General features: G+C 64.3%; 10 protein-coding genes and 1 pseudogene. 2 read left to right on the forward strand and 9 right to left on the reverse strand.

The features are described from left to right. The 3 genes from LQT98_RS18190 to LQT98_RS18200 form a co-directional block, all read right to left on the reverse strand. Positions 1 to 258 (reverse strand): ATP-binding cassette domain-containing protein (locus LQT98_RS18190; RefSeq protein WP_231464104.1); only part of this gene is annotated, 258 nt, incomplete at its 3' end. 268 nt (positions 259 to 526) lie between these two features. Continuing rightward, positions 527 to 2,122 carry a flavin monoamine oxidase family protein gene (locus LQT98_RS18195; RefSeq protein ID WP_231464106.1) on the reverse strand — a complete coding sequence of 532 codons (1,596 nt, stop codon included), beginning with the start codon at positions 2,120 to 2,122 and terminating at the stop codon, positions 527 to 529. 31 nt (positions 2,123 to 2,153) lie between these two features. Then, positions 2,154 to 4,067, reverse strand: coding sequence for a thiamine pyrophosphate-binding protein (locus LQT98_RS18200; RefSeq protein ID WP_231464109.1), 1,914 nt, complete (start codon positions 4,065 to 4,067; stop codon positions 2,154 to 2,156). Positions 4,068 to 4,556: 489 nt separating this feature from the next. On the opposite strand from LQT98_RS18200, the gene folE reads away from it, so the two are divergent. Continuing rightward, on the forward strand, positions 4,557 to 5,252 hold the full coding sequence (gene folE, locus LQT98_RS18205) for a GTP cyclohydrolase I (RefSeq protein ID WP_048409138.1): 696 nt from the start codon (positions 4,557 to 4,559) through the stop codon (positions 5,250 to 5,252). A 240-nt stretch (positions 5,253 to 5,492) separates the two neighbouring features. Then, entirely contained in the window at positions 5,493 to 5,918 is a 426-nt protein-coding gene (locus tag LQT98_RS18210) for a BLUF domain-containing protein (protein WP_231464111.1), read from the forward strand. Positions 5,919 to 6,091: 173 nt separating this feature from the next. On the opposite strand, the gene LQT98_RS18215 is transcribed toward LQT98_RS18210, so the two are convergent. The 6 genes and pseudogenes from LQT98_RS18215 to LQT98_RS24265 all read right to left on the reverse strand — a co-directional run. Further along, a complete protein-coding gene (locus LQT98_RS18215; protein WP_053074305.1) occupies positions 6,092 to 7,309 on the reverse strand; it encodes an MFS transporter in 1,218 nt (405 codons plus the stop codon). Between the two features lie 93 nt (positions 7,310 to 7,402). Then, positions 7,403 to 8,623, reverse strand: coding sequence for an ATP-grasp domain-containing protein (locus LQT98_RS18220; RefSeq protein WP_231464113.1), 1,221 nt, complete (start codon positions 8,621 to 8,623; stop codon positions 7,403 to 7,405). A 46-nt stretch (positions 8,624 to 8,669) separates the two neighbouring features. Then, positions 8,670 to 9,641 carry a cupin-like domain-containing protein gene (locus tag LQT98_RS18225; protein WP_231464115.1) on the reverse strand — a complete coding sequence of 324 codons (972 nt, stop codon included), beginning with the start codon at positions 9,639 to 9,641 and terminating at the stop codon, positions 8,670 to 8,672. 17 nt (positions 9,642 to 9,658) lie between these two features. Beyond that, positions 9,659 to 10,369 carry an alpha/beta hydrolase gene (locus tag LQT98_RS18230; protein WP_231464117.1) on the reverse strand — a complete coding sequence of 237 codons (711 nt, stop codon included), beginning with the start codon at positions 10,367 to 10,369 and terminating at the stop codon, positions 9,659 to 9,661. A gap of 56 nt (positions 10,370 to 10,425) precedes the next feature. Continuing rightward, positions 10,426 to 11,031, reverse strand: a complete 606-nt coding sequence (locus LQT98_RS18235) for a GNAT family N-acetyltransferase (protein ID WP_048409134.1) — start codon at positions 11,029 to 11,031, stop codon at positions 10,426 to 10,428. Positions 11,032 to 11,257: 226 nt separating this feature from the next. Then, a pseudogene (locus LQT98_RS24265) lies at positions 11,258 to 12,037 on the reverse strand (AMP-binding protein); the annotation flags it as partial. Positions 12,038 to 12,091: the final 54 nt, after the last annotated feature.

The following is a 12,091-nucleotide window of genomic DNA, read 5'->3' on the forward strand; positions in this document are numbered from 1 at the left end:
CAGGCCGGCGGCGGTGGTCTGCGGCGACGCGGCCACTTGCTGCGCCAGATAATGCACCGGCCCGCTGCGCAGGCAGCGGCCGGCGCTGGCTTGCAGCTGGCCGGCCAGCAGGCGCGCCAGCACGGTCTTGCCCACGCCGTTGCGGCCCACCAGGCCGGTGCGCTGGGGCTGGAACACCATATTGAGATGGCTGAACAGAATCCTGCCGTCGGGCAGCAGATAGGACACGTCGTCCAAAGTGAGATGGGTGTGCGTCATGAAGCTTCCAGGGATGCCGAACATTCCCCTGCGCGCAGGGGGCGGAGAACGTGGCCGTCCAGGAGGACGGCGGCATCAATGGCGCATCGGACGAAAACCTCGGGGAAAGATTGGGTCGCGCAACGGGGCGGTCGCGCGCGAAACCAGTATGGTAGCGCGCGCCGGGCCGCGCGCCAAGCGGGACAGGCAGGCCCTGTCCCGCTTCCGGAAGCGCTTCAATCCTCCTGTCTCATCGCTCGCCAACGCGCGGCGGGCTTTGAACAGGCACTCACACCAGCTTGGCCAACATCATGTCCGCGGTCTGCAAGGCGCCCTCCACCCAGCCCTGGGCGTCGGAATAGGCTTCGCCGCACACATACAGCGGCTGGCCGTCCAGCGGCTGGATGATCTGCCGTTTCACTTCCCAGCTTTTCACCCCGATGTTCCAGCTGTTCCAGCCGCCGCCGAACGGATCGTCGCCCCAGTCGCGGAAGGCGGCGTTGCGCACTTTGGGCGTGTAGGACAGGCTGTGCATCACCGTCAGTTGGCGGGAAACTTCCTCGGTCATCATGCGCGGAGCCTTGTAGCGGTGCCAGCTCAGTTCATTAACGCGCACATGGTCGTCCGCGCCGATGAAGGCATCGGTCAGTTCGGCCACTTCCTTCCCCTCCTTCCAGGCGCTGTGACGACGGCCGCGCAAGCCGTCCCAAAAGCCGGTGTTGTCGCCGTCGTCGTAGCTGGCCAGCAACATGGCGTGGCCGTGCAAGGCGGGCTGGCCGTTGCTGCGTGGCCAGTAATAGGTCTGACGTATCGGCAAATCGGTGACGGAACGGCCGGACTTGACCGGCACGTAGTCGCCGTCGGCCGTGTTATAGCCGGTATTGAGCCACCAGGGGCTGTTGTAGGTGGTGAACAGCTTGAACAGCGGCCGCGGGGTGACGCTGGCGATCAATTCCTTGAAGCGCGCGGACTCCTGCAGCCAGGGGCTGGTGGCGGACAAGAGCTCCAGCGCGCGGCGCGGCATCGCCAGGATCAGGGTTTTGGCAGACACGGTCCGGCCCTGCGCCTGGAACTGGAAGCCCAACTCGCTGCGCGTCACGCCGCTGACCGGCGCTCCCAGCCTCACCTCGCCGCCGGCTTGTTCAAACAGCTGGGCCAACACCAGCGGCACTTGCTGAAAGCCGTTGCAAAACCCCTTGTATTGGGCCGATACGCCGAAATCCGACAGAAACCAGGGGATGGCGTCGGCGGCGTTCCAGTTGCACAGCGTGGTGTCATAACCGCCGGTGTCTTCGGCGTATTGATAGGCTTCGCCGGTGATCACGCGGAACAACACGTTCCAGAAGCCCTGCTGGTACAGCGGCACGCCGCCGAAGCTGGCGCTCTGCGCCATCAGCCGGCGCTCTTCCTCGGTCAGCGATTTATTGGTGATGCCGGGCACGATTTGCTCGATGGCGTCGATGATGACGGCGCCGCCGGTTTGGCCCCGGTCCAGGAAGTTGAGCCGGTACGGCACTTTGTCCGGTTCGGTGGTGAAGTCCTTCAAGCGCAGGTAAACCCCGCGCAGATAGGCGATGTTTTGCAACTCGTCCACCGGGAAGCAGTAGAGTTCGATCTGCTCCGGCTCCGGCAACAGCGCGTTCAACTCCTGGATCAGGTCGTAAATCAGCGGCTGTACTGTCGGCAGGATGCGCATGCCGCCCAGTTCCGCCACCATGTCCGGGATGTCCGGCGGTCGCACCGACAGCAGGCGGCCGCCAATGTGATCACTGGCCTCGAACACCGCGATCTTGCTCTGGGGATAATGCTGCTGCAGCCGCCAGGCGCTGTACACGCCGGACACGCCGCCGCCGACAATGGCGATGTCGATGTTTTCGCTAGCCATGTTTGCTCGTCCTCGCTGAGTGAAGCCGGGATCAGAAAATCACCGGCACATTGGCCGGCTGGCCGTTGTCCGTGTTGCGCTGGGCATCCCCGTCCGGAACGTGGAAGCAGTCCAGCCGCGGCTGGTTGCGATAGCGGGCGTTGGCCTGCTGCGGCGTGGGCGGCGGCTGGTCCAGGCCCACGGTCTGCATATCCAGCACATAGGCGCGGCCGGCCAGCGCGTGGTCCAGCCCGCGCCGCACCGCGGCGCGCACCGCCTCCGGATGCGCCACCACTTCGCCCTCCATGCCGCCAAAGGCCTTGGCCAGGGCGACGAAGTCCGGTTTGGGCCGATGGATGCGCAGGTATTCCGGGTCCTGGGTGCGCGCCTGCCAGCCGTAGCCGGGCGCGTCGCCGTACATCGCCTCTACTTGCTGCAGCCCCATTTGCAGGGTGTGGTATTCGTGGTTGTTGGTGATGATGTAGAGGACGCCCAGCTGACGGTGCTGCGCGGTCCACCAGGTTTGCGGGTAGAACAGCGAGGAGCCGTCGCCGGTGGCCGCCACCACGAAACGGGTGTCTATGCCTTGGCACCCTTGCTCCTCCAGCTTGATGCCCAGGGTGGCGGGCATGGACCAGCCCAAGGAGCCGCCGCCGACGCAGTAGTAGCTGATCGGCGCGGCGGCCTCTTCGGTGAACGGCAACAGGTACTGGAACGGCGCCGGGTCCGACACCGCCTCATGCACGTAGACGAATTGCTTTTCCAGCCGGCGCTCGCTGATTTCCAGACGCAGCGCGTCGGCGATCACCACCGCCCAGATTTCCGGCTGCCGCATCGCCTCGCGCAGATAGGCATCCCATTGCGAGCGCCGCGCTTCGGCCTTTTGCCGCAACAGCTCATTGCGTTGCCGCGCGGCCGCCGACGGCTGCTCGCCGATCTCCCGGTTCAGCAGCGGCAAGGTGGCCTTGATGTCGCCGAACAGCGCGCACTCGCCGTAGTAGTTCTTGCCGATGTCCCAGCTATTGTTGCTCAGGTAAACCTGACGCACCGAGGGCGGGATCAGCGGGCCGTCGCTGTACTTGAACACCGTGACCTGGGCCTGATTGCTGAAGCCGCACAAGAAGGCGACGTCATGGCCGGCGAAAACCTTCTGCAAGTCTTTCTGCCCGCCGGGCAGCTCGCCTTGCCAGTGGTAATCGCCGTTGGGAAAGTTGGCCAGGCTGCTGAAGGTTTGCAGCGACACCGGCGCGCCGATCAACTCCGCCAGCGCCTGCAATTCCGGCCAGGCTTCGGCGTAGCCGGCGGCGTCGCCCACCACGATCAGCGGGTTGGCCGCCTCGCGCAGCATGACGGCCGCCTGGCGGATGGCGGCGGCGTCGGCGAGGAAATGCGGGGAGATGCGGGTAATGCCCGGCAGGCGGTCGGCGTCGCCGATGCGACGCATGGTGAACTCCCAGGGAATGGCGACGAACACCGGCCCGTTGGGCGGCGCCATCGCCTCCTTGAAGGCGCGCTGCAGCACCATCGGCAGCTCTTGCTCGGTGCGCACCTCATGCGCCCACTTGGTGTATTGCCGCGCCAGGTCCACCAGATTGGAGGCCAGCAGCGGCTCCTGGGTGACCAGCTCGTTCTGCTGCTGACAGCACAGAATCACCAGCGGCGCCTGCGAACGCCAGGCGTTGAACAGGTTGCCGATGCCGTGGGCGATGCCCGGAGTGACATGTACCACCACCACGCCGGGCTTGCCGGTCATCCGCGCCGACCCCATCGCCGCGCCCATGGCGATGTTCTCGTGCAGGCACTCGATGTACTCCACCTGATTTTCCGGGTAGGAGGTGCCATCGATGATGGGTATTTCATTGGTGCCCGGCACACCGAAAATGCGGTGGATGCCCAACTGGCTCAATGCGTCGAACACATAGTCCCGGGCCCAGCGTTGCCGGCCGTTGCGCTGTTGACTATTCATACCGTCCCGCCCCTCTCCATAAGTTGTCGGTCTTATGTGAGTGGTAATCCAGGCGGTAGGAAATTCAATCCGGATAATTTCTGTGTCGAAAACACCAATGCGCTAGCCTGGAACGGCGGCCTTTGCCGCCGTTCCCTGCGCGGCAAGGCCCGCGCCGGCGCGGCAAAGCGTCGCCGCGCCATGCCCACCCCCGTCCCAAAGGACAGCAAGATCCGCTATGGCCAGCCGCCGACATTGACTTTGCATGCCTGCCAAATTAAGGACTTTCCGCGTCAAGCCCTGAACAGGTAAGGGTTTCTACTAGGAGTCACGGCGGCGGATGCGCTCCGGCGCTTGTGCTAACATGGAGCGTTCCTGTCGCATCGGCCAGGCGCCACTCCGCCGTCCGCTGAACGGCGGCCTCGCCGCCCGCGCCACACATCAAAGGATAGAGCCGCCGGCCCTTGGCGGCGCCAAAATGATAACTAAGCCTCCGAAACTGACAACACAATGAACAAGACCAATACCGTTGACCATCTGCCGGTCTCGCAGCGCATCCGCAGCCGTCTGCAGCAAGCCGGCGCCCGTTTCCACGCCAACGACAATATCGCCGCCCATATCGAGGACGGCGAGCTGGATCTGCTTCAGGCGGAAGTGCAGGACAAGCTGAAAGCCGTGTTGGAAAGCCTGGTCATCGACACCGAGCACGACCACAACACCCAGGACACCGCCAAGCGGGTGGCCAAGATGTTCATCAAGGAAGTGTTCCGCGGCCGTTATGTGCAGATGCCGGCCAGCACCGAGTTTCCCAATGTGGAGCAGTTGAACGAGCTGATGATCGTCGGCCCCATCACCGTGCGCAGCGCCTGCTCCCACCATCTGTGCCCCATCATCGGCCGCGTCTGGGTGGGGGTGATGCCCAATGAGCATTCCAATCTGATCGGCCTGTCCAAGTACGCGCGGCTGATCGACTGGGTGATGACCCGGCCGCAAATCCAGGAGGAGGCGGTGTCGCAGATCGCCAACCTGCTGATGAAGAAGCTGCAGCCGGATGGCCTGGCCATCGTGATGGAAGCGGACCACTTCTGCATGCACTGGCGCGGGGTGAAGGACAGCAATAGCAAGATGACCAATAGCGTGATGCGCGGCTCCTTCCTCAGCGACGCCAATCTGCGCCGCGAATTCCTGTCCTTGATGCATAAATAAGGCCCTCATCGCCGGCAAGACGGCGCACAACAACTAAGATGAAACGAGGCCGCGCTGGTCTGGCGCGGCCTCTTTGCATCCAAGGATGCGCTCACCGTCGCTTGCGCTGGCGCGAAACCAGGCCAACACCGCTGAAACAATGGAATGCCGGTTCGAGGCATGAGCATTCCGCACGCCGTGCCCTCCAAGCCACGTTCAGCCAGCGCGACGGATCGTGAACCGATTCTTAAGGGGAGAATCATGCTGGTACGTCTGACCTACTGCAGCCGCGCGCACAAATCCATAGACAGCGATCTGGTGGACGACATCATGATCGCCGCGCGCAAATACAATCCGGCCCAGGGCATCACCGGGGTGCTGTGCTACAGCAAGGACGTGTTCGTGCAGTCGCTGGAGGGCGGCCGCGCCGAGGTCAATCTGCTGTACCAGAAACTGGCGCACGATCCGCGCCACCACGCTCTGACGCTGCTGGACTACCAGGAAATCAGCCAGCGCCGCTTCGCCAACTGGAGCATGGCCGAGGTGATGATGGACAAGCTCAACACCTCCTTGCTGCTGCGCTACTCGGCCCAGCCGCGGCTGGATCCGTTCGAGCAGCCCGGCGCCAGCACCGCGCTATTGCTGGAGGCGCTGGCCGAGGCCGGCAGCACTCAGATCCGCCACTGAGCAGCGGTTACGCTCTGCTGCGCATCGCTCAGAATGTGTTTACGATCTCGCGAGCTAAGGCGAGACAAGGCGAAAACAGCTGAGAAAGCGGAGTGTACACACGGTACATGAGCATTTCGAAGTTGTACTCACCGTGTAACGCTCCACGACGCGCAGCAGATCGTAAACAGGTTCTAAGCCGCGCCGGCCGCCTGCGCGCGCAGGCCCGCGCTCGAGGTCTGCAGCACGTAGGCAATGGCGATGCACAGCAGCGACAGGCCGGCGAGGACCAGCCAGAACTGGCTGGCGTGGCCGTGATTGGCCATCCAGCGGTAGATCGCGACCCCCATGCCTCCGCCCATCGATTCCCCCAGCGCGGTGCTGATGGACAACACGCTGTAACCGACCGCGCGGCTTTCCTTGCCGATCAGGGACAGCAGCAGCACATCCATGCTGGGCGCGAACATCATCTCGGCGAAGGTGAACAGCAACACGAAGGCCAGCGCGCCGATATAGCCCGGCAGAATGAAGGGCATGATGAAGGCCAGCGCGAACGTGGCGTAAGAGGAGTGGACAATGCCCAGCGGCTTGCCGCCGCTCCAGCGGTGGGCGTAATGGGTGACCAGCAGTTGCAGTCCGATCACCAAGAGCGCGTTCAATGAATACAGCCAGCCCAGCTTGCCGGGCAGCGCCAGCGTTTCCGAGACATAGAGCGCCAGCACATTGAAGAGCTGGCCGTACAGCAGCCAGCAAAAGAAGTTGATCAGCAAGAAGGGCGCGATGCCGGGCAGATAGAGCAGCTTCCAGTAAGCGAGAAAGGACGGCGCGCCGCCGCCGGGGTGTTTCATGCCCAGTTGCTTGAAATTGAGGAAGGTCACGATGCCGGCGATGCAATAGGACACCGCAATGCCGATCAACACCAGCTGGTACTGCCCCTTGGCCACCAGGTACAGGGCCAGCGGCGCCGCCGCCGCCGCCGCGATATTGATGCCGATATAGGTGATGGAAAACAGCTTGGCGCGGTTCTCCATCATGTCGCTGGTCGCCGCGGCCAGTTGCTTGCTCGCCAGCGCGTTGATGGAGATGCCGGTGCCGGACAAGGTCAGCGCACAGGCGGTCAGATAAAAGTCCTTGGCGGCGCACAACAGGACAAAGCCGGCGGCGGCCATCACGCAGCCTATCAGCACCGAGCTCGTCGCCGCCATCCGGTCCAGCCACGGCGCCAGCGGTATCTTCGCCGCCTTGGTCGTCAAGGTGAACAGGATGACGAGCATGGCGATCTGCTCGGCGCTGAACGCGGCCTTGCTGAGCGTGACCACCAGGGTGGAGACCAGGCCGTAGTAGCCCAGATAGGTCATGATGTAATGCGCGGTGATATACAGCACGCTGCGCCGGACCGGATGCGAGTTCATGCTTGCCTGTCTTTATTTCGGATTAATCCAAGAAACGGTTTACGATCTGCCGCGCGCCGCCCCTGCCCGACAGCCGTGGGCAGGGACTGGCGTTCAGCCGAGGCCGCCGCTCTCCGCGGTCAGCGGCTCCCAGGCCACTTGCACCGCGTTGCGCGCCGCCTCGGCGTTGGCGACGGCCTGCTCTATCGTGTCGCCCACGCACAACACATAACCCTGGCGGGAGTTGGACGATTTGAGCGTCTCATAGCGCTGGCCGGCTTGCAGCTGACATTCCAGCCGGATCACGCCCGGCGCGCCCTGCGCCCGCTCGATGCCGCGCACGTCAAGGATTCTGGCGTTTTCATAGGAGAAGAAGCGGATGGCGGCGGCCTTGGCCACCGGCTTGCGCTCCGGACGCGGGATATCGGTGAGCACCGCCACGGTTTCGCCGGTGAGGTTGACGCCGCTGACCATTTCACACATTTCCCAGATTTGGTCGCCGCCCACCCGGGTCTGCGATTCGATGATGCGGGGGCCGGACGGGGTCAGGCGGATCTCGGTGTGCGCGGGCCCGGTCTTCTGGCCGATGATGTCCAGGAAACGGCTGACCAGCTCCTTGACCGCCGCCTGTTGCGCCTCGTCCAGCCGCGCCGGCACTTGGTGACCGAGCTCGATGAAGCGCGGCAGCGCCGTGGTTTCCTTTTCGGTGATCATCGCGATCAGATGCTGGCCGTTGATGGAGAGGGATTCGACGCTGAATTCCGGGCCGTGCAGGAATTCCTCGGCCAGGATGGGACCGTCCATCACTTCGCGGGAGCCGTTCCAGCGCGCTTCCAGGTCTTCCTCGGCGTCGACGAAGAACACGCCTTCGCTGAGGCCGCCGGCAAAAGGCTTCAGCACCATGCCCTCGCCCTCCAGCGAGCGGAAGAAACGCTTGGCGTCGTCCACGGTTTGGCATACCTGGTAGCGCACCGGGCTCAGGCCATGGCGGCCGAGCAGTTCGCGCATATCGATTTTGTCGCGGGTATGCAGCACCGCTTCCAGGTTGTCGCCCGGGATGCCGAGATCGATCGCGCATTGCGAGGCCGGGTGCAGGCCGTATTCGGTGAAGGACACCACCGCGTCGAACGGGTCCCTGGCGTGCCAGGCCCGCGCCAGCAGCAGCACCTCCTCCATGTCCTCGTAATCCATCACCGCATAGCGCGTGGCCGCGCGGTACTGCCTTTCGTTGACGCGCGCCAGCGTTTGCATCATCGAATAACGTATGCCCAGCTGATCCAGTTTATCGAGCGTGTGATCCAGTCCTCCGACGACCAGCACGTGCGCTTGCTTCATTTTCATCTCCCATGCAATATCCGCGGCCTGCGTGGCCGGCGCCGAATCAAGGGCGCAGTTTCGACAAATCGATGCCCATGCGCTTGGCCCAGACCCGATTGCGCATCATCACCACATTGAACAGTTCCGGATGGGTGAGCTTGACCTCTTCCGGATTGAGCGCCAGCGCCAGCAATTCCGCCATCCGCTGCCGGATGTGGGCTTGCAGATTGGCCTGGTCCAGGCACTTCCGTCCCAGGCCTATCGAATTGCTCAGCAATTTGATGCGGTGGAACCACAGCGCCGGCAGATACAGCACGTCGCCGGGCTGCAGCGTGCATTGCATCAGCCGGGTGGCCGGGTCCTCGGCCAGCGCGTGCAGGTCCGCGTCCCCCGCCGCCGTTTCCGCCAGGTTCGCGTCCGGACCCATGACGATCCAGTGCTTTTCGCCCACCAACTGCACATGCATGACATCGATGGTGTAGGAGTCCTGGTGCAGGCGGGTGACGCCGCCGCGCTGGCCCAGCCACAGCTGGTGGTTGGTGGAAATCACCTCGCCGTACAAGTCGCGGCGGAAGTCGTACTGGGCGATGTCCAGCTCGGGCAGGTCCGCCGCCAGTTCCGGGCGGGAAGCCTTGTAATACCATTCCTGCAGATAGATGGGCTGGGTGTCCGGCCCTTCATTGTGCTTCATCATCGCGACGAATTCGGCGAAGCTGGCCTGGGCGGAGCGCTGGCTGCTGTAGCTGTTCACCACCACCGGCGTGTCGCCGCAGCGCTGGGCCAAGTGTTCGAAGCTCCAGTCGCGCACCGCCGGCCAGTCGGCGGCGTAGCCTTCCAGAATCACCGGCCGCTGTTGATGGCGGTATTCCCGGTCGAAGGCCTCCTTGTTCAGGCCCTTGCGGCGCTCTATCAGCGGCGCCTGCCGCAAAGCGTCGGCGACGGGACCGCTGGAGAACGCGTTTTCCACGATATCGATGCTGGCGACATCGCGCCGCTTCAGGATATTCGCTTCAATCAGAATGGGTGCGTCTTGCATGACTTCCTCCAATAGACTCATTGGCGCGCGCGCGCCAGCAGGATGGTGTCCCGTATCGTCTTCAGCACTTGCGGCCGCAGCGTGTCCTGATGCGGCAGCCAGCGATGGATGAAATGCTCGCAGTCGTCCAGCCAGACGATGTGCTTGCTGCGGGCGCTCCGGGCCGCCGCCAGATAACCATCCAGCACCGCGGCCGGCACCACGTCATCTTTTCTGGCGCCTATGATCAGCAGATCGCCGTCGAAAGCGCTGATGCCGGCATAGGCAGGGGAATCCGCATAGGGACCCGGCCGGGCCAGGCTGCCGTCGAACCGGGACTCGACGGCATCGGCCGGATAGCAGGCCGGGCAGAACAGCACCAGGCAGGCCGGTTTCAGTATCGGCGCCAGCCAGGCGGCGAGATGGCCGCCCATGCTGGTGCCTATCAGGGTCAGCGGCTCGCGCTTGTCCAGATGCTCGGCCGCGGCCAGCACTTCGCCGTAGCGGCGCTGCAGGCAGGACTCCTCCATCACCCCGCTGCTGTCGCCGTTGCCGGAGAACTCGAAGCACACCGAACCCAGGCCGTGTTCGGCCAGGTGGTTCAGCACATAGCGTATGGTATGCCGGTTCGAGGTATGACCCAGTCCATGCAGGGTCAGTATGCTGCTGGCCGCGCCGGCTTCCGGCTGCACGCGGGTGGCGGCCAAGCGCTGCCCATCCGCATTGAAGGTGAAGTCTTCCGCTTTCATGTTCAAACCTCCCGGGAAGGTCGGACCTTCCTGTTCCGATTGCTGGTGACGATGGCTCAAGGCCTGGCCGCGGCGGCCAATTCCGCGAAGCGCTCGTCGCGGACCCGCTCCCATTCCCGGCGCAGCACGCTGTAATAGATCACATCGCGGCGGCGGCCGCCGGGCATGAAGTTGAAGCTGCGCAGCACCCCTTCCTCCTCCGCGCCTATGCCGGCCAGGCCGGCGCGCGCGCCGGCGTTGAGGATGTCGGTCTTGAACTCCACCCGCTCGCATTCCAGCGTCTCGAACGCGTGCTTGAGCAGCTCGAACTTGACCGCGCGGTTGATGCCGGTGCGGCGCGCGTCCCGGCACAGCCAGGACCAGCCTATTTCCAGCCGCCGCTCGCCCTCGGCCAGATTGCCGTAGGCGGTGCTGCCGACGATGCGATCGGTCCGGCGGTCTATGATGGCGAACACGATGCGCGTGCCGTTGAGGGTGTCCTGTATCGCCTGCTCGATGAAGCGGCTCAGATCGTCCGGCGCCTGGATGCGGGCGACGAAGTATTCCCAGATCTCGGGCTCGAACACGATGCGCTCGAAGGCGGCGTAGTCGTCGATCCGGATCCGGCGCAAGCGCACGCGCTCGTTTTCCAGGGTAAGGTCCTTCAGGTTCCGCCAAGTCATTTCTCGCTCCTCGAATAAGTTTGGGCTGGGTCGCGTCCCAGAGTGTGTTTACGATCTGCGGCGATGCGGCGTTGAAAACGCCTTGTCTCGCTCTTGCCCGCTGCGTGGCCCGGCCATCCCACATCAGCACCGCGTCGGCGGCAAACGCCGTCGGCGCGCGCGCGTGGCGCGCATAGATGTCCTCCAACTGCGCCGCGTAACGCTGGTGAATCAGCTTGCGCTTGGGCTTGAACTGGGAACTCAGCAAGCCGTTCTCCATCGAAAACGGCTCATCGGCGATCAGCGCCGCCAGGATGCGCTCCTCCGGAAACAGCCGTTGATTCATCGTCTCGATGTGCCGCCGCAGCGCATCGGCCTCCGCATCCGCCGCCGCAGCGGAAAGGATCGCCGTGACGAAGGGCTTGCCGGTGCCGTAGAGCACGCACTCCTGTACGCCCGGGTGCTGGCGCAGCCCCTCCTCTATCGCCCGCACCAGCACATTGCGGCCATTGGTCACCGTCACGATGTCGTCGACGCGGCCATGGATGTACAAGAAGCCGTCCTCGTCCAGGTGGCCGACATCCCAGGTCTTGACCTCGGCGCTAGGCAGAAAGCTCTTCTCGTTGATGCCGGGGTCGCACCAGGTATAGCGGCAATTGATCGGGTGACGGCTGGCCACGATCAGGATGCCGTCCTCGTCGAAGCGCACCGCCTTGTTCGGCAGCACCTTGCCCACGCTGCCCAGACGGAAGGCGCCCGGATGGTTTTTGGCGACGATGCAGGCTTCATTGCTGCCATAGCCTTCATACAGCGGCACCCCGGCCTCGTTGAAGAATTCCAGGACGGCTCGGCTGGCCGGCGCCGAGCCGGTCCACAAATAGCGGACGCGGCCGCCGAGCGCGGCCTGGATCTGCGCGCCGCGCGCGGCGGGTTCGCTGTCGCCGTGGCGCTGCCGCAGCCGCGCGCGCAGCTCTTCGTAAAAGCCCGGCACCCCCATCACCACGGTGGGCGGGCTGGCCTGCGCCATGTCCAGCGCGCCGTCCAGATCGGACAGGGCGATATCGTGTCCAAACACCAGCGC

Origin of the sequence: Chromobacterium aquaticum (assembly GCF_021129195.1) — a bacterium.
Taxonomy (GTDB): domain Bacteria; phylum Pseudomonadota; class Gammaproteobacteria; order Burkholderiales; family Chromobacteriaceae; genus Chromobacterium; species Chromobacterium aquaticum.